The organism is Lysinibacillus sp. NPDC094403, from assembly GCF_050278745.1.
Lineage (GTDB): Bacteria > Bacillota > Bacilli > Bacillales_A > Planococcaceae > Lysinibacillus.
Genome location: NZ_JBNNTL010000007.1, coordinates 153,293 through 179,288, shown reverse-complemented (window position 1 = coordinate 179,288; position 25,996 = coordinate 153,293). Strand labels below are relative to the sequence as shown.

28 protein-coding genes, 2 pseudogenes and 1 other annotated feature are annotated in these 25,996 nt (G+C 33.4%); of the genes and pseudogenes, 22 read left to right on the top strand and 8 right to left on the bottom strand.

Translation table 11 applies throughout. The annotated features are described in order from the left end of the window. The first annotated feature begins 40 nt into the window (after positions 1-40). The 9 genes from ACQKMV_RS13460 (at position 41) to ACQKMV_RS13420 (ending at position 5,770) form a co-directional block, all read left to right on the top strand. Positions 41-835, top strand: a complete 795-nt coding sequence (locus tag ACQKMV_RS13460) for a MerR family transcriptional regulator (protein WP_427504513.1) — start codon at positions 41-43, stop codon at positions 833-835. 333 nt (positions 836-1,168) lie between these two features. Next, positions 1,169-1,990, top strand: a complete 822-nt coding sequence (locus ACQKMV_RS13455; RefSeq protein ID WP_427504512.1) for a CPBP family intramembrane glutamic endopeptidase — start codon at positions 1,169-1,171, stop codon at positions 1,988-1,990. 109 nt (positions 1,991-2,099) lie between these two features. Next, complete coding sequence (locus ACQKMV_RS13450) at positions 2,100-2,318, top strand: hypothetical protein (protein WP_427504511.1); 219 nt, start codon at positions 2,100-2,102, stop codon at positions 2,316-2,318. 195 nt (positions 2,319-2,513) lie between these two features. Then, complete coding sequence (locus tag ACQKMV_RS13445; protein WP_427504509.1) at positions 2,514-2,747, top strand: DinB family protein; 234 nt, start codon at positions 2,514-2,516, stop codon at positions 2,745-2,747. Positions 2,748-2,861: 114 nt separating this feature from the next. Beyond that, positions 2,862-3,248: an Rrf2 family transcriptional regulator gene (locus ACQKMV_RS13440; RefSeq protein WP_049665926.1), complete on the top strand. Its 387-nt coding sequence runs from the start codon at positions 2,862-2,864 to the stop codon at positions 3,246-3,248. A 207-nt stretch (positions 3,249-3,455) separates the two neighbouring features. Beyond that, positions 3,456-4,352: an NAD(P)/FAD-dependent oxidoreductase gene (locus ACQKMV_RS13435; RefSeq protein WP_427504568.1), complete on the top strand. Its 897-nt coding sequence runs from the start codon at positions 3,456-3,458 to the stop codon at positions 4,350-4,352. Between the two features lie 132 nt (positions 4,353-4,484). Then, a complete protein-coding gene (locus tag ACQKMV_RS13430) occupies positions 4,485-4,799 on the top strand; it encodes a thioredoxin family protein (protein ID WP_427504508.1) in 315 nt (104 codons plus the stop codon). Between the two features lie 286 nt (positions 4,800-5,085). After that, positions 5,086-5,295, top strand: a complete 210-nt coding sequence (locus tag ACQKMV_RS13425; protein WP_049665921.1) for a hypothetical protein — start codon at positions 5,086-5,088, stop codon at positions 5,293-5,295. Between the two features lie 97 nt (positions 5,296-5,392). After that, the gene (locus tag ACQKMV_RS13420; RefSeq protein ID WP_427504506.1) at positions 5,393-5,770 is read left to right on the top strand and encodes an SET domain-containing protein; all 378 of its coding nucleotides are present in this window, start codon (positions 5,393-5,395) and stop codon (positions 5,768-5,770) included. Between the two features lie 162 nt (positions 5,771-5,932). Here ACQKMV_RS13420 and ACQKMV_RS13415 read toward each other — a convergent pair. Beyond that, positions 5,933-6,367 (bottom strand): annotated as a pseudogene (locus ACQKMV_RS13415) (IS110 family transposase); the annotation flags it as partial. 775 nt (positions 6,368-7,142) lie between these two features. Between ACQKMV_RS13415 and ACQKMV_RS13410 the strand changes: the two are divergent. Continuing rightward, positions 7,143-7,502: a hypothetical protein gene (locus ACQKMV_RS13410; RefSeq protein ID WP_427504505.1), complete on the top strand. Its 360-nt coding sequence runs from the start codon at positions 7,143-7,145 to the stop codon at positions 7,500-7,502. A gap of 187 nt (positions 7,503-7,689) precedes the next feature. On the opposite strand, the gene ACQKMV_RS13405 is transcribed toward ACQKMV_RS13410, so the two are convergent. The 3 genes and pseudogenes from ACQKMV_RS13405 to ACQKMV_RS13395 form a co-directional block, all read right to left on the bottom strand. Then, on the bottom strand, positions 7,690-7,998 hold the full coding sequence (locus ACQKMV_RS13405; RefSeq protein WP_427504504.1) for a hypothetical protein: 309 nt from the start codon (positions 7,996-7,998) through the stop codon (positions 7,690-7,692). A gap of 371 nt (positions 7,999-8,369) precedes the next feature. Next, positions 8,370-8,750, bottom strand: a complete 381-nt coding sequence (locus tag ACQKMV_RS13400) for a DUF7668 domain-containing protein (protein ID WP_427504503.1) — start codon at positions 8,748-8,750, stop codon at positions 8,370-8,372. Between the two features lie 262 nt (positions 8,751-9,012). Beyond that, positions 9,013-10,196: pseudogene (locus ACQKMV_RS13395) on the bottom strand (IS110 family transposase). Between the two features lie 330 nt (positions 10,197-10,526). Here ACQKMV_RS13395 and ACQKMV_RS13390 point away from each other — a divergent pair. The 3 genes from ACQKMV_RS13390 (at position 10,527) to ACQKMV_RS13380 (ending at position 12,853) form a co-directional block, all read left to right on the top strand. Beyond that, on the top strand, positions 10,527-10,940 hold the full coding sequence (locus ACQKMV_RS13390; protein ID WP_427504501.1) for a hypothetical protein: 414 nt from the start codon (positions 10,527-10,529) through the stop codon (positions 10,938-10,940). Positions 10,941-11,357: 417 nt separating this feature from the next. Continuing rightward, complete coding sequence (locus ACQKMV_RS13385) at positions 11,358-12,260, top strand: CPBP family glutamic-type intramembrane protease (protein WP_427504567.1); 903 nt, start codon at positions 11,358-11,360, stop codon at positions 12,258-12,260. Between the two features lie 134 nt (positions 12,261-12,394). Then, a complete protein-coding gene (locus ACQKMV_RS13380; protein WP_427504500.1) occupies positions 12,395-12,853 on the top strand; it encodes a hypothetical protein in 459 nt (152 codons plus the stop codon). 69 nt (positions 12,854-12,922) lie between these two features. Here the strand turns inward: ACQKMV_RS13380 and ACQKMV_RS13375 are convergent, their stop codons facing one another. Beyond that, positions 12,923-13,339 (bottom strand): hypothetical protein, encoded by a 417-nt coding sequence (locus ACQKMV_RS13375; RefSeq protein WP_427504499.1) that lies wholly within the window; start codon positions 13,337-13,339, stop codon positions 12,923-12,925. Next, on the bottom strand, positions 13,326-13,556 hold the full coding sequence (locus ACQKMV_RS13370) for a helix-turn-helix transcriptional regulator (protein ID WP_427504498.1): 231 nt from the start codon (positions 13,554-13,556) through the stop codon (positions 13,326-13,328). Before ACQKMV_RS13370 ends, ACQKMV_RS13375 begins: the two co-directional genes overlap by 14 nt. A gap of 607 nt (positions 13,557-14,163) precedes the next feature. Here ACQKMV_RS13370 and ACQKMV_RS13365 point away from each other — a divergent pair. The 6 genes from ACQKMV_RS13365 to ACQKMV_RS13340 all read left to right on the top strand — a co-directional run bounded on the left by ACQKMV_RS13365 (position 14,164) and on the right by ACQKMV_RS13340 (position 19,158). Then, on the top strand, positions 14,164-14,496 hold the full coding sequence (locus ACQKMV_RS13365; RefSeq protein WP_427504497.1) for a PadR family transcriptional regulator: 333 nt from the start codon (positions 14,164-14,166) through the stop codon (positions 14,494-14,496). Between the two features lie 3 nt (positions 14,497-14,499). Then, positions 14,500-15,246, top strand: a complete 747-nt coding sequence (locus ACQKMV_RS13360) for a permease prefix domain 1-containing protein (RefSeq protein ID WP_427504496.1) — start codon at positions 14,500-14,502, stop codon at positions 15,244-15,246. Between the two features lie 155 nt (positions 15,247-15,401). After that, the gene (locus tag ACQKMV_RS13355; protein ID WP_427504495.1) at positions 15,402-15,902 is read left to right on the top strand and encodes a DUF4275 family protein; all 501 of its coding nucleotides are present in this window, start codon (positions 15,402-15,404) and stop codon (positions 15,900-15,902) included. A 184-nt stretch (positions 15,903-16,086) separates the two neighbouring features. Continuing rightward, positions 16,087-16,575, top strand: coding sequence for a magnesium transporter (locus tag ACQKMV_RS13350; RefSeq protein ID WP_427504493.1), 489 nt, complete (start codon positions 16,087-16,089; stop codon positions 16,573-16,575). A gap of 619 nt (positions 16,576-17,194) precedes the next feature. Continuing rightward, entirely contained in the window at positions 17,195-17,650 is a 456-nt protein-coding gene (locus ACQKMV_RS13345) for a hypothetical protein (RefSeq protein ID WP_427504491.1), read from the top strand. A gap of 881 nt (positions 17,651-18,531) precedes the next feature. Next, complete coding sequence (locus ACQKMV_RS13340) at positions 18,532-19,158, top strand: hypothetical protein (protein ID WP_427504490.1); 627 nt, start codon at positions 18,532-18,534, stop codon at positions 19,156-19,158. Between the two features lie 139 nt (positions 19,159-19,297). Here ACQKMV_RS13340 and ACQKMV_RS13335 read toward each other — a convergent pair whose 3' ends face one another. Then, the gene (locus ACQKMV_RS13335) at positions 19,298-20,251 is read right to left on the bottom strand and encodes a TRM11 family SAM-dependent methyltransferase (RefSeq protein ID WP_427504489.1); all 954 of its coding nucleotides are present in this window, start codon (positions 20,249-20,251) and stop codon (positions 19,298-19,300) included. A 251-nt stretch (positions 20,252-20,502) separates the two neighbouring features. Between ACQKMV_RS13335 and ACQKMV_RS13330 the strand changes: the two genes are divergently transcribed. Next, positions 20,503-21,327, top strand: coding sequence for a DNA alkylation repair protein (locus ACQKMV_RS13330; RefSeq protein WP_427504488.1), 825 nt, complete (start codon positions 20,503-20,505; stop codon positions 21,325-21,327). A gap of 354 nt (positions 21,328-21,681) precedes the next feature. Here ACQKMV_RS13330 and ACQKMV_RS13325 read toward each other — a convergent pair whose 3' ends face one another. Continuing rightward, positions 21,682-22,302: a TetR/AcrR family transcriptional regulator gene (locus ACQKMV_RS13325; RefSeq protein WP_427504487.1), complete on the bottom strand. Its 621-nt coding sequence runs from the start codon at positions 22,300-22,302 to the stop codon at positions 21,682-21,684. Positions 22,303-22,527: 225 nt separating this feature from the next. Between ACQKMV_RS13325 and ACQKMV_RS13320 the strand changes: the two genes are divergently transcribed. Further along, on the top strand, positions 22,528-23,280 hold the full coding sequence (locus ACQKMV_RS13320) for a glucose 1-dehydrogenase (protein WP_427504486.1): 753 nt from the start codon (positions 22,528-22,530) through the stop codon (positions 23,278-23,280). Positions 23,281-23,469: 189 nt separating this feature from the next. Continuing rightward, positions 23,470-23,693, top strand: a binding site (T-box leader). A 708-nt stretch (positions 23,694-24,401) separates the two neighbouring features. After that, on the top strand, positions 24,402-25,739 hold the full coding sequence (locus ACQKMV_RS13315) for a sodium-dependent transporter (RefSeq protein WP_427504484.1): 1,338 nt from the start codon (positions 24,402-24,404) through the stop codon (positions 25,737-25,739). Positions 25,740-25,996 lie beyond the last annotated feature (257 nt).

Below are 25,996 nucleotides of genomic sequence, written 5' to 3'. Positions count from 1 at the left end.
AAGCATCATAAAGAATTGACATCAAGGATAGGAGAGTAATATGTACACAATTGGACAAGTAGCTAATTTTTTAGGTGTATCTAGAGATACCTTGAAATTTTACGAGGAAAAGGAATTAGTAAAGCCAAAGCAAAATATGGAGAATGGGTATAGAAAATATAATCATTTTGATATTTACGATATAACAACAGTAAATTTCTATAGAGAAATTGATATTGAAATTAAAAAAATCCAGGAATTAAGAAAAAATAAAAGTATTGAGGGAATACAATCATTATTAGAAGAGAAAGAACAAGAGGTTTTGCAGGAAATAGAGTATAAAAAGCTTCTTTTAAAAAAGCTTCGAATAGTAAAAGAAGATTGTGAGAAAATTAAACAATTTTTAGGACAATACATAGTTCAGGAAATGAAACCTTTAGAAATAAAGGGGGAAATAAAACATTTTACTGCTTATGATGAATATGACACTGTAAAAAAGCATGCAAACAGTTTGAAAAAAGCAGTTACTCTTACATCTTTAAGAAGAGTCATTAGCTTCAATGAAGAAGATATAATAGAAGATAAGTTTATCATTGTAAAAAAAGTAGAAGATCCTAATGAAGAAATAGAAGGTGAAATTCTATCTCATCCAAAATGTATTTATACAATTATTGAAGATGGAAGATGGTCAACTGGTGGGAAAAGTATTGATAAAAATGTGGGAGCGAGTTTAAGAAACGAAGCAATAGAAAGAGGGTATGAACTTTTGGGGCAAGTTTATATAAATCTATTACTGACCACTTATGAAGATGGACTTGAACGAGTGTTTTTAGAGATTTATGCACCTATCAAGTGAAAATTATTATATTCAAGGTGATAGGTCCGTGAACATACTCATTTAAAGGTGGGAGAACTAATAGCTTTAGCAATAAAGCGAACGGAAGGCAGCAACAAGGGATTGAAAATTTTTGGACATGAAAAATATTGAAACTACATATTTTGATTAATAGAAAGAATATATTTATTTACCCTTTGAGTCTCTAAAGGGTATTTTTTTATCGTTTCCTTCGGCGAATTTTGGTAGTAAAAGTATTGACCTGTGAGTAACTCCTAGGTTTAAGCTAAATGTATTCATAAATATAAGTCATATTATTTTTATGAACTACATAGTTTGAAGCGGGGAATATACATGAATAGAGAAAAGAAACTAAAAATACCAGTAGCAAGTTTTATTCTACTAACCAATATCATTTTTTTGCCACTTTTTTGTCTTGTTGGAGCCATAAGCATGTTAGGATTTCCTAAATGGATTTTTGATGTAATGCTTTGTATATCAGCTTGGTCCTCAACCTTTGCTTTCGCACTATTATTTAAAAAGATTTATCCTGGGCAAAGTTTGATCCAATTTGTAAAAGATAAATTCAACAACCGACTTAAGCTTTCTGTGATTCTTACTGCGATGTTGATTCAAACCTTCATATTTTTGATGATTATATTTCTAGTAGCAAAAAATAGTGAAGTAGACTCTATTTTTACGATTTCTTCATGGGGAATGCTGATCTATTTCTTTATTAAAAACCTTCTTGCAGGGCCATTAGGAGAAGAAATAGGGTGGAGAGGCTTTGCTCAAATTGAGCTCCAAAAGAAGCATTCACCATTAAAAGCTTCGATTATCATAGGATTTTGGTGGGGGATGTGGCATCTACCTATATGGTTTACTACAGGCCTTGTGGGCATTGATTTAATCAAATATATTCTGTTCTTTATGATTGCACTTATATCCACTAAAATCGTCATGACAGCATTTTATAATTTAAATCAGAATCTAATCATCCCAATCATCATCCACCAATTCTTTAATTTTTTTCTGGGCTTAATAAACGGAAAATTAGTTGATTTACTCATGTATAACGCCATTTTTTACTTCGTTGTAGCCGTTATAATCATTATTATTAATCCAAAGAACGTATTGTATGGAAAGGAAGATACAAACGTTATTCATGCAAAGTAATACATGGTTTAGTGTCAGTTAAGCGCGAGTAGCGACAGTTGAAATGGTTAAGTTCAGTGGGGGTTATTATGCAAATGAGCAAATTTTGAGGAATACGGAGGAGAAATAGATGAAGAGAAAAAATTTAGTTGTCGTTCCCGTGCCAGATTTTGAAACAGAGATTGGTCGTTGGATATGGTGTTTGGAAGATGTTCGGCGAACGCTTTTAGAAAAAATTTCAGGAATAAGTCAGCAAAAGCTCGATGCCAAACTAAACGGTCACTCAATTGGATCGTTGTTATATCATATAGCTTTAACTTCTATCAGCGGGAGTACAAACATCCGCTGATAGAAGTTAAGCCTCCGTCGGATGTCACGGAATCGGAAAGGAGTTCTTTGTGCAAGCACAAAGCCGATTCCAGACACAATTATGCGGCATAATTGATTTGAAGCAGACTGGCTCTATGAAGAGGTTCTAGGCGATAAATGGAATACAAAGATTCGTTCCTTATTTTCTCATGAAGACCGTAATGAGGATGACACCTTGAGCCATATAGAGGGTCAAACTTTAGATGAATATTTACATCGTCTACAATGTGTCCGTGATGAACTGCTTTTCCATTTTCGCTCAATGGACATAGAGGATTGGCGTACTTCTAAAAGTCTTCCTCATTACGATGTCACACCTGAGTGGGTTATTTATCATCTCCTTGAACATGAGTCACATCATAGAGGACAGATTTTTCAGATGCTTGCCATTTTAAAAAGACAAAGTTAGCCGCTATCTTTCGAAGATGGTTGATTTTCACCTCAAAAGACATGAATATTGAAGTAACTAAAATTCAATGCTATTATAGATATGTAAAGTCTCTAATTGAGGTGAATAAAGATTATGAAATATTCTAAAGCTACAAATTATGCACTACATACAATGCTTTTTCTTGCCAAGGAAGCAACAAATAAACCAGTAGGTGTCCAACAATTAGCTGAGATGCAAGATGTTTCTCCTACGTATTTGTCTAAGATCTTAACTAAGTTAGTAAAAGAGGGAATGATTAATTCTGTATCGGGTGCCAATGGTGGTTATACACTTAGTCGGAATTGGGAAGATATTTCTTTTTTAGATATAATACATGCAATTGAAGGCAAATCGTCATTGTTTGATTGTTGTTTATATAACGATCCTAAGTGTGTAATAAAAGAAGTAATGTTATCTGCAGAGGAAACACTGGAGAATGAGTTAAGAAACAGAAAAATATCGGATCTTGTGAAAAAATAGTAGTGGATGAATAGTCCACCATTATTTTTTTATTAATCGTGGATATAAAGAGTCTTTCAAGTCTCTAATTAAAGCTTAACGACATCTATCTAATGTCTTATTTCTACCAACTTTCAGATGGTTATGCTTAGAATCATTCTATTTTAAAACTTCAATTAGAGCCGAAACAACAGGTACTCTAAACAACTTATGAAGGAGAGTTAAATGATGGAATTATTTGATTGCGCAATTATAGGTGCAGGTGGCGGTGGGTTAAATGCTAGTTTGATTTTAGGAAGATCTCGTAAAAAAGTCGCGTTATTTGATAATGGAACAAATCGGAATCGTGTCACTCAGGAATCACATGGATTTCTTACGCGTGATGGTATTAAGCCAGCGGAGTTTAAAGAAGTAGCTTTGAATGATGTGAAAAAATACCCGTCAGTACATTATTATCAAAACACAGTTATAAATATTACGAAGCAACCAAATGGCATGTTTAATATTGAGACATTAGAAGAAGTTGAATATGTTGCTGAAAGAATTATATTGGCAACAGGTATTCAAGAAGAATTTCCATCAATTCCGGATATTCGAAAGTATTATGGGAAAAGTTTATTCAGTTGCCCAACCTGTGATGGATGGGAATTAAGAGATCAACCTCTAATTATTATTTCTGAAAATGAAGAACAAACGCTTTTTAAAGGAAAGCTTGTTTCTAACTGGTCAGAGGATTTAGTGATCGCCACAAATGGTCATGAACTTTCTGCTCCAACATTGAATGAACTACAAAGAAAAGATATAACTGTCATCACTGAACCCATTCAGAATCTTCATGGTGAAGATGGTTACTTAAACAAAATAGTGTTTAGTTCAGGACTTGAAATAGAAAGAGTTGGAGGTTTTATAGTGCCAAACTTTGTGCGTCCAAATCGATTTGCAGAGCAGCTTGATTGTCATTTAAATGAAAATGGCAGCATTGTGGTGGATGAGGCAGGCCGTACGTCACATGAAAATATTTATGCAGTGGGGGAAACAGCTAAACTAGGCCAGTCTTCATTAATAGTCGCGGCGGCTGAGGGATATAAAGCGGCGATGGCAGTTGTGTTCGATAGTACAAATTAAAAAAATTTTCATTCAATTACGGATATTAAAGGTCTTTAATGTGTAATAAAAGGGAGAAAGCAGGGGCTAATAATAATATAAAAGCATATTATAACTTCAAGATTTTTATTTCCACAAAGGAGGAAAAGAAATATGTCGATTGTTCATGTCATAACAAAGAAAGAATTAAGAGAACACTTAAATACTAAAAAAATTGTGTTAATAAATTTTTGGGCAGAGTGGTGTGGCCCATGTAAAATGTTTGCAGGGGTTCTTAGTCAACTCAGTGAAGATTTCAGTGATAAGATAAAAATTATAAAGGTGAATGTAGAAAAAAGCCCAGATATTGCAGCAGAATATAAGGTAATGGGGATTCCTCATTCTCGTTTGATTATTCACAATAAATCATATGAACCCATTGTTGGATATGTACCTTTTGAACAACTAAAGCAGATGATTGGAATTTGATGTATGCAATAATGGTTGGCGGACCGGCAGAATAGATCTTTCAAGAGTCTTTCTAAATTTCGGGAAGGTGGAACTTGTAACATTAGAAATGCCGACTTTTGGGGAATAGAAACCGTTAGCGCATCATCCTTTGCAATGAGAGGTTAGTTAACGATATCTTGAATCTGTTTAATTATGTACCAGTTCATGTTATAATAAGTAGCTTAAGGTAATTGAGACGTTCCTTATAAGTGAACGGATGCCAAGAAAGCCTTCGAATTGAGATAAAATATAGAGGTGTAAGAGATTGAATAAAAAATGGACGATTGATAAAATTAAAGAATTTGTTGAGAATAATTCAGAAAGTAAGTTACTAACGACAGAATATCATGGCTTTTCTCAAAAGTTACTATTTAAATGTGCATGTGGTAGTAAATTTGAAAAAACATTTACTAAATTTAAAAATAAACATCAACGTAAATGTGACGTCTGCCAACCACCAAAAGAGTCACGCTAATCAATGATAAACGAAGTGTTTAAATGAACTAGCTAATAAAAAGAGTTCAATGTTTACAGCTACAAAGAATATTTTAAAAGTGAGTAGGAGAACAAACATGATAGAGATCAAAACATCTTCAATAAGTGATGGGGAATTCAATAGAGGGGTATTTGCTACATGTGATATCAAAAAAGGAGAGCTTTTTCACGAAGCACCTGTCATTTCTTATCCAAACGAACAGCATCAATACATTGAACAAACCCTACTCGGTGATTACGCTTTTGAGTATGGGATAGGTCGATCTGCTATCCTTCTTGGCTATGGAATGTTGTTTAACCATTCTTATGAACCTAATGCAATTTATGAGATTAATTTTAAAAATCAAACTTTTGACTTCTTTGCTTATACAGATATCAAAGCAGGAGAGGAAATTCTAATCAATTATAATGGCGATGTTGATGACAAAGAGCTACTGTGGTTTGATCAGGAATAAAAAGGATTTGAAATAAATCAGGGCGTTGATCCAACAAGGATTGACGCTTTTTTTGTTGACGTTATTGCGTCTATTAACCCATCAGGTATGTTTGCTGATATAGTGCACCGTGATTCAAAAATATTGTCCAATGAGGGGGCTTTTTGAAAAAGGAGTTTTTCTTAAAATATGTTTAGGATGATTAAACCTTTCAATTTCCCCAATTTCAGATATAATCGTGGCAGTGATTTTTTCTCCGATATCGGGAATTAATCGGATAATCTTAGATTCTTCAATGTTTTTTGATAAAGCATCTATCTCATTTTCAAGCATGGATAGATGTTTTTTTATATTCAAAGAGCATATTAATATACATATCTAAGCTTAGGGCAAGACTAGAATATAAAGCCTTCTGAAAAGGGTTTTAAGCTGCTGCAGTCATTAGCTTTTCAGCCTGTTTGTTTGCCCATTGTAAAGAACGAGAATTACAGAATTCTTTTATTTTAGTTGTAATACTTCATTATTGGCTTTCAATATATCCTCTGAAGTAGGAAATGCATGTAGTCTTTTCAAAGAAACATCCGAATATAAGTTTCCAAAAACATTACTATATTCAGGTTCTACCCCGGCTACCGTTATCATATATCGATATAAAAAATGGTCAACCAGAAATATTTTCTGGCTGACCTTATAATACGATCGGGCGCGTTTGTGGAATAAGCATCCCTTTTCCTTTTCAAGTAACGTGGGGCGTTAATTAAAGATAATTGAGTTGCATAGGCAGCTCTTTTTTTATTGAACTAACAGTGCAGTTTAGTTGAATAATAAGGAGTAGAAGGTTATTTTAAATAGATATACAAAAGTGGGATTTTAAATTTCATCACTATATTGAATGAATATCTGAAAGATAATGTTCAGCTTTACGTATAGGAAGGAGGAGCATAGTTTTGAAATTGATAGGATTAATCATTCTAGGTGGCTTATTACTTCTTTTATTAAGTTTCATCTACATAATTATTAATGTAGTGTTGCGAAATAAAAAAGAAAAGTAATTCTGGCTATTTTAATAGATTTGAATTATTTAATGGCTTCGCAAATATTGTGTTTTAGATGTTATGTTGATTTATGTAATCAGAATTTTACTGCACAATATGTGGAAATTAATAAGTAGGGTTATCAACTACTTACTGCGAATACCAAAGAATTTGTGAAGAATCATACTTTAACTAACGGGGGCGATTGTTCAATTTGAACAATCGCTTTTTCACTAGCGGTGCAGGTTAATTAAAGATAATTGAGTTGCATAGGCAGCTCTTTCTTTGAACAATTGTGAAGAATAGTTTAATAATTTATGTGGGTTTTTAAGGTAAAATATTTAGCGAGGTGGGGGGATTTGTTCAAAGAAGAAAGAAAATTTATAAATAGTTTATCTAAAAGAACTAAATTTGTTTCTTTAGGCGTAATCATAATTCTTTTGAGTATTTTTATTGTGGATTTTTCCTTTAAATTTTTCTTGATATGTTATTTGCTTGGAGTATTTTTAATCTTTATCAGTGATCTAATTGGTATAGAGAAGTTTAATAAAAACGCAATAGGAGAGCTAACTTCAAGTTTTGGATTTGTATTGATTATGTTACGGGTATTTGAACCACTAGGAATTAACCCCAATTTTCATAATGGCACGATAATAGGGCCTTTTTTTATGTTAATTGGAACAACACTAAAGAGTCTAGGGAAGAAAAAATGTTCTTAAACTAACGTGTACTTTACTTGAAGACCAAAGAGCTGCTTAGACAGCTCTTTTTTCTTATTGTACTAACGGTGCAGGTTAGTTGAAAAGCAATTAGGTGATTGGAAGAATTGTCGATAATATAAAAAAGAAACCGAAGTCTCTTATGTATTTTCAAATTAAGCTTATGGACAACTTGGAATCTGTAGGGTTAATCATAATAGTGAAAATCAAAACCGTCTTCTGGTTCGCCAACTTCATATCCCAATAATTTTGTAGCTCTATTCTTAAATAATGTAATCCATTCATTCCATTCTTCTGATGTTAATTTAGCATAGAATTGTAATCCACTTGATTCAATACTTACTTCTATCAATTTACCATCTGAACCATACCACTGTGGACAGCTATTTACAAAGTTGTTCCAGTTAGGCATTTCTCTATATAAACGCTCCAACTTATCCCAAACTTCTTGTGGGGCAGAATAATGAATATTCAAATTAATACTGTATATTTCCATATGTTCTCCTTTTAATATTTAGATTTATAAGTTGTTTATTCTTGATTTTATTCGCTAATTCAACCAAAAGTCGAACTTCTGAACCATTGATAAGCTCATACAATGAATTTGAATATCCCATATCTATTAATAACCTTGGTTGATTTTTACTGGCTTATCCAAAATAGATTCCAATATTGATAACAAATTCAAAATATTCTTTAAGGTTTCATATGTTTTTTGAATATTGATAATTCTGCATAACCCATCATTTCCTAAAATCTAAAGTTCAATGTTTCTTTTTATATCCTAATATTTATAAAACTCACTAATTTTTTCAATAATTCCTTGAATTCATATCTATATTCTTGCAATTCTTTCGAATTATTGTTTTACTGTGGGTCAACTGTGATAAAAACACTTTTTAATCCGTCATCCGTATATAAAAACTCCATTTGCAAACACATATCTGCCAATTTAGAATTTGAAGTTAAATCATAATCAACAGCAAATCCACTGTTATCCTTGAATTCATAGAAGTTGATTTGTGAATATTCGTATTTTGGGTGGAAATTACATGGAGCCCCATATTCATCAAATGAATCAAATCCATTTAAGTTTAATGTTTCTTGGACATAATAGAATAACTCACAAATATCATCCACTTCAGATTCATCCACATAATTTAAAATGTTTTCATATTCTTTACTGTGCATTACTTTTAATATATTAGTAATAACAGTTAAAGCATATTGTTTATCTTCACTTTTCATATTGAACCCCCAAATTCTAATTTGTCTTTCTATTCAACTGTATAATATCATACATTTAATTCACTTAAACTAATGAGTGCTATACTTAAAGATGGGATTCCACAGAGATCCCATCTTTTTCTTCTTCAACTAAACCAGCTAATAGATTGTCAATAAAAATCTTTTAAATTAAAAAACACCTCATGCTATACTAAAAAGCGTAACTCAAATAACCCTCCGAATTCAATTTGGAAGGTTTTTGTTGAAATTGAAAATACTGTTACTATATAGTTTCTTGGAATGGTGTTTTCGTTTTTAACATGGCATAAATCCAGTGTAAAAGCTTATTAGCACAAGCAATTATAGCTACTTTATATGGTTTACCTTCTTCTCGTTTTAGATCATAGAAAGCTCGTAATCGCTTATTTCGTGCTATAGTTTCAGGTGTTGTTTTCTTTTTCCGACTATCTCGAATAGAACAACGAACAGCTGTATAAAACATGTGTCGAAGCCTTGCTGAGCCACGTTTAGTAATGTGATTTTTCGTACTTTTAAAGCGTCCTGATTCAAATACACTTGGATCTAGTCCTGCAAAAGCCACTAACTTTTTCGGATGATTAAACCGATCAATTTCTCCGATTTCTGAAATAATCGTGGCAGCGATTTTTTCACCTATACCGGGAATTGATTGGAGTAATTCATATTCTTCAAGTTGTGCCGCAACTCATCAATCTCACGCTCCAACGTAGAAAGCTGTTGGCGGTACACTTGAAGTAAATCAATATACATATTCAAACTGACTAGAAGACTTTGATAAAGAGTTGATTGAAATGGATTGCGTTCTGCAGCTCCGATTAATTTTTCCGATCTTTCAAGCGCCCAATTAAACGAACGTGCTTTGCAATGTGTATCAATGAATTGTGCGATCTCTTCTACACCTGCTTCTTTGACTGATTCAGAAGTAGGGTAAGCTTGTAAAGTTTTTATGGAAATCTCAGCGTATAAATCGCCAAAAACTCCTTTGTACTCAGGGAATATTTGATTTAATACGGCTTGAAATTGAAGCTTAGTATGAATCATAATTCCCGTCATATTTTCATGTTGCCTTGTTAGATGCCGAAGGTTTAATAACTGTACACCACGCTTTTTCTGAGGCGCTAAATCCTCTTTGTAATACAGTTCCCCTAAGTGATAAACATCAATGGCATCTGTTTTGGTTTTTCGTAAGCTAGAACTTTTTGCTCGGTAAGATACCAATGGATTTACGATAATGGCAATGTATTCTCTTGCTTCTAAAAACTGTACAACTGGAGCATGATAGTGACCCGTTGATTCCAAAACAACCGGTTGCTTCATCCCTGTTTGACGCTCTAAATCAAATTAATAAGAGTGTAGCTCTTTCAATCCTTCCACCGTATGATCAACTTTCACGCTGCTTTTATAGGGCATTTTTTTATCCAAGAACATTTGAACCTGACTTTCACCTTTTGCGACATCCAGACCAACTCTGGATTCATAGTTTATCTCCTCCTAAGGTAGTGTATTGACCGGTAACCTCTATCTAGCTTGTTATTTAGTTGTCGGGATCTAGTCCCACGGGTGCTTCAGTTCGACCCCGGCTACTATCAATCTATAAATTGAATAAAAAATAGTCAAACAGATTACTCTGGCTGACCTTATAATACGAACGGGTGCTTTACTTGAAGTTACATTGAGTTGCACAGGTAGCTCTTTTTTCTTATTCAAATAAAGATGAAGTTTAGTGCTATATGAAAGTAAAAATAAGGGGGGAACAGGTTGAAAAAAATATTACTATTCTTTTCTTTGTTAGGTGTTTTGTTAGTGACTTCGAGTTGTTTGAATGAAATGGTTGGGCAAAAAATAACTGTGCAGAAACGAAATGGTGAAGAAAATATTTTTGAAGACTTCAATGAAGTCAACCAAAAAAAGCAGGTGAAAAAAGCGATAGATATAGTTAAAAATGCTAATTGGGAAAATGAAAAAGTAGAAATGGCACGCTATGCTGACTACCAATTTCAATTTCCTTTTAAGAACAGTAGCGAAAACAAAATAGCCTCTTATTCACTTTGGGTTAGCCCAAATGGTAAAAATTTAGAAATTGTTATGGATAGCCATAAATATGTGAAATTAACAAAGCAAGATTCAGCAAATCTATATGAAATTTTAACGGGGGAAGAATTAATAAAGTAATCCCCAGTCTTTTAACTCTTCAACTAACTGGGTGCAAGAATTAAACAAGATGTTGCTGCGGTAGCATCTTTTTACTTATTGAGCTAACGGAGCAGTTTAGTTGAATAAGGAGGTAATACTTTTGCTATTTTGAACATCTCTTAATATGGGAGGATATTTAAAAGATGAAGGTTGTTGTGATTAAAGAGGCAGGTTAGTCAAACAGTGTTGTTTAACTTATGTTCAACTATTGGGCCAGATTGATGAACATAGTTTAATTTACCAGGGGGATTAATAATCCGTTTTAATCAATCTTTTTTCAAAACGGATTAAATTTATTTAGCCTAAAATGTGGGTTTACGAGGTGTTATTGATCAAACTTTATTTTAAACCAATATTAATACCTATCGAAGTCTTTTATAATCGAGGGAGTGGTTTATACTGAAACCTTTAACAGAATCAAAAAGTACATCAAGAAATCTAAAAGAAATTTTAAAATCCCATCCATTAACTTCATTCTTTGTTATGGCATATTTATTTTCGTGGATTGTATTAACTCCATTTATCTTATCTCAATGGAATATCATCCCCAAAACTAAAATTTTTGATGTTTTCTTTGCACTTAATGCTTTCGTTGGTCCTATGTTAGCTGCATATATTATGATTCGGACCCTCGAAGGAAAAGGAGAATGGAAAGTTTTTATAAAAGGAATATGGAAACTTAAAGTAGGTTTAAAATGGTACTTATTTGCTCTTATTGTCATTCCTACTGTAATATATTTGGGATTTGTAATTTTAAATGGAGGGATTCCAACTTTTAAAGGGCTTACAACGCAATTTTACGCAACATACCCTATTTATCTTGTTGTAGTCTTCTTCTTTGGTGGTCCGTTTCCAGAAGAAATCGGTTGGCGTGGTTTTGCTTTACCTCGAATGCAATCTAAGTTTGGGTCATTAAAGGCAACGCTATTGCTCGGAATTCTTTGGGCGCTTTGGCATTTACCTCATTTTTTAACCGCAGCACAAAGAGGTGGTCCGGGTTCAAACATTTCCCTCTTTTTTTATAATTTTTCTATTTTCATTGTGCTATGCCTAGCTGTTTCCATCATTTTAACTTGGGTGTTCAACTCCAAACAAGGAAATTTGTTTATTGTTATGTTGGTTCACGCTAGTTTGAATACTTTTGGTTTAATACAACCTTATCTTACTAACCCTTCTTTGAAAGAATCTGATTTATCTGTTGCTCTAGGATTAGGTCTTTTCGCTTTGATAATTCTGATTTTTACAAAGGGTAAATTGGGATATAAGCAATCTTCTTCTGAGGTTGAATTAGGTAACTGAGGGAATTTTAAACAAACAGGCGTAATTGTTGAATAAACTTCAGTTTTCTTCTTCAACTAACGGCACAGGCTACTTGAAGAAGGATGGATAACACTTTTCTAATTCGGAAAGATTAGAAAAGAGGTGAATTTATCTTGAAAAAACTTTATGCACTGATTTTAATCATATCTTTATTTACTTTTGTCTCATTTGAATCTTATGCAGAGCCTAAAAACTGTCCTGTATTAAGTGATTTAGAGAAAACATCACTTAAGGATAAAAAAGATGTAATAGAAGCGTTAAATACTTTAATACCAGAAACTTATGGAATTGGAATAGATGACTTTCCTGACATGTATACTAAGTGGAATGTAGTAAGTGCTAAACCTTTTCCCAATACAATTGGTAATAAGGAAGAAGAAGCCTATTTTGGAATGGCAAAAACCTTTTGTGGCAAAGAAATTGCTGAAAAGTCATGGCTTGTACGTTTAGATTTCCCGAAAGCACCTGGAGCATCCAATATATATTTTATGTTGGCGACAAATTTTGACTTAAACTTAAATCAACCAGTGTACTACTCATACCTAAAACGTTCCCAAATGAAAGTTAGGTAACAAAACACCCGATTCTATTGAATGGGGTGTTTATTTTTTGTACATACGTTCAATTTTATAAATAACATATCAAAGATTTCTTTCGTAATAGATGCCACTGAAAATTTCTGAAAGAAATGTAACCTTAATTATCACAGCTAAAATAATGATACATGCTAGCACCATTTCGCCTTTATAAAAGCTATACAAAATAATACATAGAATTTCTAATCCTATAACAAAATATTGGGTTACCTTAAATGATATAGCCTTGCTACTTTGATAAACAAGCTGATTTCGTTCATCTTTTTGTTCAAACTTTTCTTTTAACACCTCTACTTTTGAGGTGCTTTTTCGAAGATATGATAGAGAAATTGGAAATAAAATTACTGTTAATACAGACAGTTTTAAATCAAATCCTTTTGTAATTAAAGCAAATAAACTTAATATTGATAAAGTTATACCTAGTAGAGAGTACACGAATTTCTTTTTGTTATAAATCCTCAAATTGCGAAACCACCATTCTATAGTTTTCTTCTAAACAAAATAAATCTTCAACTGTTGTTTTAAATACGCAGGCTAGTCGATAAGCCAACATAATAGACGGCTTATATTGCCCTTTTTCTAATGAGATGATTGTGCGTTGGGAAACACATACTAACTCTGCTAGCTGTTTTTGTGTTAATCCTATATTATTTCTAAATTCTTTTACTTTGTTTAACACTATCTCTCACCACCATATATGAAGTGAACTTCATGTGAAGCTTACTTCATATTCTATCGTTATTTAACATAAATTACAAGTTAAATTAAATTTTGTATAGGTATTGCATCTAAAATAACAATAATGTTCCCAAATACAAGTTTGGAAATACACCAAAAAGCCACGAATGTTGTGAAATCAACGTTTGTGGCTTTTATTATGAACATTGTTTATGCGTTGTTTTATGCACTTTTGTTAAAAGTCAGTCATAGAAAGGTTTTTGAAGCATTTGAAGTAATGTTGCACCATCGACTTTGATGAATAAAATCGTGTATAAAAATTGAAATCTTATCGTTGTAAATCCGCATAAATCTGACGAGCCCACTTATTGTACTCCCATGAAAGAACTTAATCATCTTTCATTTTCTGTGGTGAAGTACTAATTTTTGTGCTTCATGGATGGTTAACGGGTGCAATAGCTGAAGATCAAGGCTGTAATTGGGCAGCCTTTTTCTTGTGGAGCTAACGCCGCAGGCTAATGAAACAAGAAATAATGCATCTTTATAAATTATTACCTTGTATTATAGAGTACCTCGTATTACAGTTAATTTATTAGGAGGTGCAAATTTTGGAAATTAATAAAGAGGTTCTTAAAGGGCATATAGATACTCTGATTTTATCTCTATTACACAAAAAAGATATGTATGGATATGAGTTGGCTAAATTTGTTAGATATAAAAGTGAAGAACAGTTCGAAATAAAAGAAGGTACACTCTATCTCTCTTTGAAAAGATTAGAAAAAAATGATTGGGTTGAATCATACTGGGGAGATGAACAAGGACCAGGGGGGAGAAGAAAATATTATAAACTTACTCCACTTGGAAAAGAGTGTTTTGAAGAAAAGCGTTCAGAGTGGCGTTTTGTAAAAAAAATAATGGATTCTTTTTTGGAGGGGGAGTAGAAATTGAAACAAATTGATGCTTTTATAGATTCCGTTTATCAAAAATTCGATGGCAATAAAGATGAGATAAAAGAATTAAAAACTGAAATGAAAAACCATTTAATTGAAGCTGTACACGAATTAAAATTAGAAAGTAAGTCAGAAACGGAAGCAGTTAGGATTGCAATTGAACGCTTCGGTGGAGAAAAAGAAATCCGTACAGTGATTGGTCAATTATTTGACGTGCAAAAACAATTTACAAGGTGGCTCCTTTATTTTGCAATATTTTTTCTTGCTTTGAGCCTCCTTACTTTTGGTATCATTATGTCAATTGAAAAAAGCAATCAGAATGAACGGCATAAAATAAATAATGATATATCTATAATTTTAAGCGATGTTAGTAGTGTCATTTCAAAGGAAAAGCAAGATAAAATTCAATCTTTAATTCAAGGCACGAATCAGGTTTCAAAGGTTGAGGTTTACAATATAAAAAATAAAATAGACGTATTTAATTATATTGATACAGCTAAACCTGAGTTTCAGTACGAAAGGAAAATATGGGCCCCTGACATTAGATTCATTGACCTATTTAGAGAAGGTAATGGGGATAGTGAGTGGTTTATCTTTATTACGTATAGGAGTATTGATGATTTAGCTTTATTATCACTATTATTGGGTATCGCTTTCTCTATTCCTTTATTTTCAATATGGGGAATTATAAAGGTTTATCAAAAAAGGAGCTTAATATTTAAATCGTTAAAGTCCTTATAGAACTAACAAACAGGTGCAAGAGTTAAACAAGGTGTTGAAGCAGGGGCACTTGTTTCTTCTTGTACTAACGGTGCAGTTATGTTGAAGAAGTAATAAAAAAGTTCGATTTTTATTTTACAAAAAACGGATTATATAATTCGTTATTGGAGGAAAAGATGATTAGAGATAAAATTGATAAAATCTTAGACTGTTTACCAGAGGAAGAATTAGAAAATGTTTATTGGTCAATAGTTTTTATCCAAGAAGATTATATATTTAAACAAAACTTACGTGAAAAAGGTGTAGTCATAGAATTAGTTAATGAAGAAGAGAGAATTATTGATTTATGGGATAAGACATTCGCACAAAACATTAGTGAAGAATTAAAAGAAGAAATATATTATGAACAGTTTAAATGGCATATTTTCAGTTATGAGAAGCAAGAATGCTTGAAAAAAGAAGTTGCCAGAAAAGCATTTGATACTTTATCTAAAGAAGATTTTTATGTAATGTATCAAGGTTCACCAATAATATCCCTTTATACAAATGCTAATGAAGTGATATCAAGGGATTTTGATACTCAACAAGATATATATATATTTGATAAAAACTTTACTTGGACATATGTTCATACACATGAATCAATGTGTGGTCCATATCTTTATAAGATAAATTGAAATTAAGATTCACAGTGGTGGGGACAAATTTTAGATGTTATTACTGACTAACTAAGGGCATAGTCTTTTTATTGGGTTAACGGAGTGTTTTACTTGAAGATTATTGAGTTGCATAGGCAGCTCTTTTTTTCTTATTAAACAGTGCAGGATAATTTAAAAAGGATTAAATTTAGGAGGTGGTTAAATGAGTTTTTGTTCATTTATAGCAACAAATTATGAAATGCCAGAAGTAGAAACAAAAGCGAAGTATATTACTGTTAAGGAAGCTATTGAATTAGAAATAAAACCACATGAGTTGGTACCTTGGGAGAAGATGGACCCTAATGCCCAAATATTATTTGTTGAAAATGAAGAAGATTTAAATGAATTGGTCATTAAAAAGGACGCTTACTATGATGTAAGTGGATATACAAGTTATCTATTCATTTATGAAGTGAATTTTATCTATTCGGAATTGAGGGCAAAGCAATTACTGGAGTACCTAAAAGAAAATATTAGAGAAGGACAGATATTAGAACTATGGAGAATATGGATTGGTCATGACGATAATGAAATAAATATACCGTATATTAGATGTTACTATGAAGAATTATCTCTAAATCATCTGGTACAAATGTACAATAGGAACCATGAAAAATATAACGAACAATATTGTATAGTATTAGAAAGATAAAAATATAAATAATTCTTATTGAACTCACACGAAAGAACTTAATCATCTTTCATTTTCTGTGATGTAGCGCTGGTTTTTGCGCTACATGGATGGCTAACGGGTACTTTACTTGAAGACCATTGAGTTGCATATGCAGCTCTTTTTTCTTGTTGTGCTAACGGCGTAGGTTAGTTTGGGAACTCCTTCCATTTATAGCGTCGAATTAATAAAATTTATGCAGTTATTAACTATTATAAAAGAGGTGGTATTATAAAAAAATTATTTATTCTATTTACAGTAATTAGTGTTCTGTTAGTTGGCTGTTCGCAAGAAAAAAGCTATAACGTATGGGTTGATTCATCAACTCAAACTCAAGAAAGTATTGATTCAGCGATAAAAAGGCTTACTAATGCCGAGGTTGATTTCATTATTGATGATAATGGTAGTGTTTTAGTAAATGAAAAAGATATGGATAAGGCAGTGATGTGCTGTTCCTAAGCTAAAGGGATACGATTGTTCAATTAAAGCGATCGCTTCTTGTGCTAACGGGGCAGGATAGTTAAACAAGGAGCGATTGAAATACAATAAATATGGAGTTTTGGGGAATAATGATACTAAACAAATTTAAGGAGAATCAGAAATGAAAAAATTGCTTTTTAGCCTTATCTTTGTTTTAGTAATTCTTCCTTCACAAACATACTCTGAGAATAAAATTGAAGAGTTGCCACCTTGTTCAGCAATACTTGAACCAACAAAAAACGTACCTAAAAATGCCAGAGGAGTAGCACTGATTTATAATATTGAAAGAAAGTTTAATGATGAACGAACAAGTCTCAGTGTTCACGCACTTCATTTACCAAAACCATCTAGTTTTGGGGATTATGATGGTTATGAAGTATTAGCATATATTCCGAAAGAAATAAGTTGGATTTTCTCATTGTCTCCTTTAACTAAATATGGAGAAACTACTTGGGCTGGGAATTTGGATGAAGTTTCTCCTATAATGCGACCTACTCGTATCAAAGTTCGGACAGTCAATACAAAGACTAAGAAAACGGGTCCTATTGTACTTGAAAAAATACTAAAACCTTGTTGAACTCCCATGAAAGAACTTAATCATCTTTCATTTTCTGTGGTGAAGTACTAATTTTTGTGCTTCATGGATGGCTAACGGGGACTTTAGTTAAATTTTCAATTCACGAAATATCAAAATAATCATTGAGAAAACAGCCAAAATAAAATAAAAATACTTCCCTAATAAGTTTCTATATACCTTTATAGATTCGTTGTTTATTTATATATCGTTTTATAAAAAAGTTTTGATATGATGGTTGCTATAAGTTTCCCCACACTTATAGTTTCTGTACTTGCATTGTCATTTACTTTTACACAAAAAAAGTAAACCGCCCCTAGCCTCGCAAGCATGTGAGTGGTTTACTTTATCACTTTGCAAATCGCCTTTGAAGCGATTCGTCTTGTTACGAGACCATTTGGTGCAGTAACACTAAATGGTCTTATATATTTTATATACATCTTTAATATGAATTATAACACGGTGATAAGTATTTATTCAGTTAGAACATATGCCTCGGCATAATTATAGCTTTTGCTACATAAAACATTCGCTGAAAGAAGTTAAACAAAATGCTCCTGAACGGAATAAGGAATGTAAAAATAATCAAACTTTTTTATAATAACCAAACTTAAATCGGCTAAAGAAGAATCCATTTTGAACTATCTTTTTTCAAAGTGGATTCTTTTTATTTATTGAAGAATGCTAGCTTTATGGGTGTTTCTGATCAAACTTTATATCAAAGAAGGTATCTCATATAAATTACAACTGTATGGAATGTATAGTGAATGAATTTCAGAAATAAGGAATATTATTATTATCTTTACTTTGGCGAAATTTTCCGTAATAGTGAGTCAGCATCCTTTATCTTTTTTGAATGAAATTGAAAGAGGAGGGTTCATGATATGTCTCAAACCATCATTCCTAGAGCTGCTGTGCGAGGTACAGCTTTTGGAGTTATCTTCATGGCATTTTTCGGTACTCTGTGGGCGGGAATTGGTATTAGAGGACTGCAGGGCTGGGGATTTCTCTGGCTGTTGATCTTATCCCTATTGATGGGTGTAGTATTGCTTATTGGAGGAATCGTATTGATAATGAATTCAAAAAGCTTATCAAACGAGATGGTGGAAGGGGATTCCCTGCGTTGGAAACGAAAGAATATGTGGTTCGGTATTATTTTCGGTTTAGAAGGCGTGTTGATAGCCATCGCTGCCGGAATATGTGGATCTACCAATCATTTGGATTTGTTTGTCCCTGTTATGGCTCTTATCGTCGGTGCTCATTTCTTTCCCCTAGCGCACCTTTTCCAGGTCAAGATCTATTATATTTCTGGTTCTCTTCTTTGTTTGATTTCTGCAATCACACTGGTTACTTTTCCTATAAAAATTACCTGGGGGAATCATCAAATTATGCTATGGTGGACATCTGTTGGTTTTATCTCAGCCTTGATATTGTGGGGGACCGGGGTAGCGGTTTGGATTACAGGCCATAGACTGTTGAACAAAGCTAGTAATGGATCCAAAGAAGCTTAGGATATTTCAGGTTTTAATGTAGCGAGGTATTTTTATTCAAACTTTATTTCAGACCAACAGAAAGAGACCTTGATAGTTGTCAAGGTCTCTGTTTTATGTAGCCCTTTTAGAAATGATATTCAGCTAATGATTGATAAAGTTATTCACATAATAGAATTTGACGTAAAAACGATTGCTTTTTAGCAACGCATCTATCTTTTATAATAAAACCTGCATCTTCTATCATGTCATCAATTGTTTCAATTGTAACGACAATAACCTTATCGGCAATCCGACGAGCATGTTTTATAATATCAAATTGATCTTCTGGTGATGAATGCGTAAATAAGTTATAGGGTAAATCAATTATTGCAACATCATAGTGTTCTGTTACTTCTGCGATTGGACCTACAGTAATTTTGCCTGTTAATTCAAAATAAGTGATGTTTTCTCGGGCACCTTTGCAAACATTGTAATATAAATCTCGCCCTTCAATATTAATTCCCATGGAAAGGGCTTCAATTACTACTGTTCCTATACCACAACAAGGGTCAATAACGCGAATATTTTGAGGGTGGGGAACTGCTATATTCGCAACAGCGCGAGCAACTCTAGTACTAAGTGCCGTTGAATAACTGTTTGGCTTGTGTAAATGTTTACGCCAAATGGATTCACTCTTCATATACTTTCCAAAATACCATGTTCCATCTATTAGCAAAAGACCAAACACAATTTCAGGATGATTTAGGTCTGGTTCGCCATCAATGCATAATCCTATCTCACGTTCAATCAATCGACGCTCTGGTAGATGAATTTTCTTCGTTTCACCTATATCCATACTATTTAAACAAACCACTTTATAAGTAGCTTCATTTACTTCTATATCCGTCACTAAGGTCTTGAGGCTCTCTATATTATTTTCTTCATATAGCACTTCAAGTCTGTCTTGCATAAAAGGACTTCGGCTTGGATCAATTTTAATAGGGCTTATTATATAGTTTGATTGGGAATCAAAACTAAAAAATGAACGCATTTCCATTCTACATAAATCGTATTCGTCAACATGATGTACATATGTGTATATAAATTTACTGTTATTTTTTTCGTTACTCAATTGTTTACCATCCTTTAATATTGTTGTTCACTTGATTTCACTAACGTTCATAAAAAAATGAAGTTGTTTATTGGTAATCGTATCATAGGTGTCTCTATCAAGCCACTCGATATCAATATCGATTCATAATTATGGCTAGATAAAATTGATTAGAGGAAATAGTGGAAATAATTTGTAAGAAAAAATAATATAAAATAGACATTAATTTTAACAGTACGGATTTAATAACCACAACTACAGGAGGGTGTTAAATGGTTGTAAAAGAAGACGTTTTACATAGAAAGGGAGCTAGAAAGGCTAGCGATATCCCTACTGACGTTTTAACATTGTTGAATCAAGGGAAAATAGAGAGTGTTAATTTAACGGAATGGCAAGCTGTTCACCATATTACTTTAGTAAAAAATGTTATACCATCAATAGGGCTAGAAGAAAAGTTGGATTTTATACTAACAGAGATAGAGAACCAAAAAGTTGAAATGGGAATGAAGGCTATACGTTTAATAGGGAGTTTATTAGATACAGTCTTGGTTGATGAAAGTGCTGTTAAAAAAGAGGATTTAATCAAAATTTGCTCCCAACATGTATCTGATAGTGTCCGATGTTGGGCAGCATTTATGAATAAAAACAACGATCTTTCTTTAGAAGAGAAATTGTTGTATATCCGTTCTTTCGCAGCAGATCATCATTTTGGTGTCCGAGAAATTGCTTGGATGTCAATTAGGGAGGACCTTTCAGCAAATATTGAGAGTAGTGTAGATTTGTTAACAGAATGGGCGAAAAGTGAAGATGAAAACATTCGTAGATTTAGTTTAGAATCAATCCGTCCTCGCGGGGTATGGACAAAGCATATCGAAAGATTAAAGGAAGAACCGCAAATCGCACTTCCTATTCTACATTTACTTAAAACAGATCCTTCAAAGTATGTTCAAGATTCTGTTGGCAACTGGTTAAATGATGCCAGCAAAACTCAACCAGAGTGGGTAAGAAACCTTTGTGATGAATGGCAAAAAGCATCTCCAAATAAGGCAACTGAGAGAATCATTAAAAAGGCTCAAAGAACAATTGTAAAAGGTTAAATAATAAAGGGGAAGGTAATAAAACTCAGTTAGGATGGTAGGGGTCTATGCTTTCCGTATAATATCAAATCTTGTTAAAAAGAGAATTTCAAAATTAGTTGAAATTCTCTTTTATATAGCTATTTTATTATTTAATCAAATCATATTTCTTTAAAATATCTACAGTTATGCTCTTTGCAACAGTTCCAGAATCATTAAGATTTGTAACAAAAACATAAGGATGATTTTCAACGACGATAAAGCAACAAACCACCCTAAATTAATACGAAAAAAACCATCCTTTGTACCCTATGTTAGGGACATTTTTAATGAAGGATGGTTTTTCTTATGAAGTTGTTAGGTTGAAATCCAACTTTATTTTCCAAAAGGAAGGTCAATATAGGGACCCTTCACTGTTATTTTCATTAGCTGAGTAGCCATAAATTTTGGTGAATAAGGCATATCGTTTTCTAGCCACCAAACAATCACCTCAAGAAAGGCAGCGGCAAAATATCTGACAGCCATTTCACGTGGAACTGTCAGCTTTTTATCATCAGGCTGCGTAAAGTTTATGCCATTTGAGACAAAATCGATGATGATTTCCTTCATGCCTGAAGAGAAATAAGGAATGTCTTTTTCAGTTAAAAACACTTTATATAATTTGCTATTTAAAGAAATTTGCTCAAATAAATGGATAAATGTATCGTGTGGCTCATCTTCATCTTTTAAAAAATCAAATTCTATCTTGTCATCAAATGTAACATTAATACTTCCCACTAAATCATCTAATATTTCCTTTGAGCTTTGATAGAGAAGATCAAGCTTATCGCGATAATGTAGATAAAAGGTCGCACGATTTAAGGTCGCTCGTTCTGTAATATCCTGTACCGTAATCTTTTCATAGCCCTGTTCATCTATCAATTCCACAAGCGCGTCCCTTAGTAATTTGCGCGTCCTCAAAACCCGAGGGTCCAATTTTTGTTTTTTATTCGACATTTTTAAGCTCCTTGTCTTATTTTTTCTATTTTTACAACACTGGCTAGAAGTTCGTTGATAAAGCGTCGAATCTATGAAATGTGTTGTTTGCTCTTTTGAAGAGGGTTGTTATAATTATATTAACGACATCGTGTCGATAATACAACTAGTTGTTAATATGTTCATGAATTAGTCATTTTATTAATTGGATTAGATATCTAACAAGTATAGAAGGGAAGTTTTAATATGGGTCGTTTAAATGGAAAAGTAGCTATTATTACAGGGGCAGCAATGGGAATGGGAGCTTCTGAAGCAAAATTATTTGCTCAAGAGGGAGCAAAAGTTATCGCAACAGATGTTCAAATCGAGGCATTGAACCAATTAGTTAAGGAAATTAAAGAAAGTGGCGGGGAAGCTATAGGGATCCAGCATGATGTGACATCTGAAGATGCATGGAAGTCCGTTATTGCTGAAGCAGTGAAGACATATGGTAAAGTCGATGTACTCGTTAACAATGCCGGTGTTTCTTCACCAAAAACAATTGCCAACATGGAAATGGATGAATGGAATAAAATAATGGACATTAACTTAAATGGCTGCATTATTGGTATGAAATATGTGATTCCTGAAATGCAAAAAGCAGGTGGAGGCTCTATCATCAATATTTCTTCTATCGGGGGAATTGTTGGTATGGCCGGTACAAGTCCATACACAGCGGCTAAAGGAGCACTTCGTGTACTATCAAAATCAGCGGCAATTGAATACGGTAAAGATAAAATCCGTGTAAATTCTGTACATCCAGGTATTATCGTAACACCAATGACGGCACCAACGATGGAAGAGGGAGGAGCTCTACCTTTCTATAAAACGTATACACAACTCCCATACTTTGGTGAACCAGAGGATGTAGCCTATGGCGTTGTATTTTTAGCATCTGACGAATCACGCTTTATGACAGGTGCAGAATTAGTTATTGATGGCGGTTGGACAGCTATTTAACAAAGAATAATTAAGCTTAAAAACTAGGTTTCACACAGAATGTGAGCCTAGTTTTTTTGTTGAATGCGTGAGTATAAAAACATCCGCGAACGAAAATAAGAAGATAATACATGAAGAATCAAAAAAATAACTGTTGACGCTAGTATTTAATGTGTGATAAAAATGATAGTATCAATTCGGGAAATTAATATTTGGGCAATGATAGGATAAAGTAGTGAAAATCTCCCTATTTCAGAGAGCTGGTGGTTGGTGCGAATCAGTATATAGATGATCATGAATTTCGACCTGGAGCATCTTTCATAAATCACACGTTGTGAGGAAGTGGAAGACGGTAGTGAATACCGTTATCAAATAAAGTGGTGAAGAATTTTATTCACAACAAGGGTGGTACCGCGATATATATCGTCCCTACGTATTTACGTAGGGACGTTTTTTAACTTCTTTCAGCAAAATCTCCTACCTTTATGGGTGTGAGATGATTGCGGTTTTAAGTCACTTTTCAGAGGGTGTCCTAACATCTGTACCTGTCGCTACGCTTTCGGTACAAAAAACATACGCTGAAAGAAGTTAAAGCCTCCGGCGGATGTCACGGAATCGAAAAGGAGTTCTTTGTGCTAGCACAAAGCCGATTCCGGACGCAATTATGCCGAGGCATAATTGGTTTAGGTCTTCCTCTTGTTGTATTTTCATAACTAGGGTGGTACCGCGATATATAATCGTCCCTACGTATTTGCGTAGGGACTTTATTTATTAAGGCTTTACTCTTGTTGTAACTTCATAACTAGGGTGGTACCGCGATATATAATCGTCCCTACGTATTTGCGTAGGGACTTTTTTTTATTAAGGTTTTATTCTTGTTGTAACTTCATAACTAGGGTGGTACCGCGATATTATATCGTCCCTACGTATTTACGTAGGGACGTTTTTTATTAAGGTTTTACTCTTGTTATATCTTCATAACTAGGGTGGTACCGCGATATTTTTATCGTCCCTACGTTTTCGTAGGGGCGATTTTTATATGGAAGAGAGTGGTTGTATGAGAAAGGAGTCACGAAAGACCAATATGAAAAAAGCCCGGATTGGAATAAACAAAGAAATAGAAAATGAGAGGAGATAAAGAGATGAATTCACAGCAATGGACATCGAAATTAGGCTTTATTTTAGCCGCAGCAGGTTCAGCAATAGGTCTTGGAGCGATTTGGAAGTTCCCGTATATGGCCGGTATTGGAGGTGGCGGTGCGTTCTTCCTTATTTTCATCGGTTTTACGTTATTAATTGGTTTACCGTTATTATTGGCGGAATTTGTTATTGGAAGAAGTACACAAAAAGAGGCTGTTGAAGCATATAGAACTATTGCTCCTAAGACGCTATGGCCTTGGGTCGGTAAACTAGGGATTGTAACATGCTTCATATTGCTTTCATTCTATAGTGTTGTTGGAGGATGGATTTTATTATATTTATGGAATGCAATTACAGGTAGACTATGGGAAGGAAATGGCTCGTACGAAGCAACCTTTGGTGAAATCATTTCCAATCCATTTTTAGCGGTTGGATCACAACTATTATTTATTTTAATTACTATTTTTATCGTAAGTAAAGGTGTACAAAACGGTGTTGAAAAAGTAAATAAATATTTCATGCCAGCACTATTTGTTTTATTCTTTGTCTTAATTATTCGTGCTCTTACATTAGATGGAGCTGGAGAAGGGGTTCGCTTCTTCTTACAGCCTGATTTCTCAAATGTAACATCTGAAATTATTTTATATGCGATGGGGCAATCATTCTTCTCATTATCTGTCGGTGTAGGAGTAATGGTAACGTATAGCTCATACTTACCGAAAGAAGAAAGTTTACCGCGTTCCGCATTTTCTATCGTCGGTTTAACGCTTGTGATTACATTACTTGCAGGACTTGCTATTTTCCCAGTAGTATTCGCATTTGGAATGGAACCATCTCAAGGGCCAGGTCTATTATTTATTGTCTTGCCAGCGATTTTCAGTAAAATGGCATTCGGAAAATTGTTCTTCATCATTTTCTTGTTACTATTTTTCTTTGCAACAATAACATCAGCCATCTCCATGTTGGAAATTAGCGTGGCCTCTTTAACGACAAAAGGTAAAGGGAAACGCGAAAGAATGGCATTGATTGTAGGATTACTAATCTTTGTTGTAGGGATTCCATCGGCTTTATCATATGGTGTATTAAGTGATTTTACATTATTCGGAAAAACTATCTTTGATTTAGCAGACTTTACAGTAAGTAATATTCTTATGCCACTTGGTGTTTTATTAGTTGCGATCTTCGTACCGTTTAAAATGAAGAAAGATGTATTAATGAATGAACTGGGTGTAAGTAAAAATAAAGGCTATAAATTATTTGTATTATGGTTATTCTTACTCCGCTATATAGCACCAATTGCAATTATTATCGTATTTTTAAATGTAATTGGATTGATTTAACAGACAAAAGGCCCTAGCATAACGTTATGTTAGGGCTTTTCGTTATCAAACCATCATCCAAAAACTGCTCAGGTCACCTAAAATACTCCTCCGGTCCCTACGAATACAGCCCTCAACGGAATACAAGCAGAAACCTACCCAAATCAAAGTAATACCTTCCCAAAAAAGATGAAATATTTAAAAAATGACTTGACATCGATCGGAAATAGCACAAACATCACAATTTTTTCTGCATATCATAATGGAGAAAGCGTTTT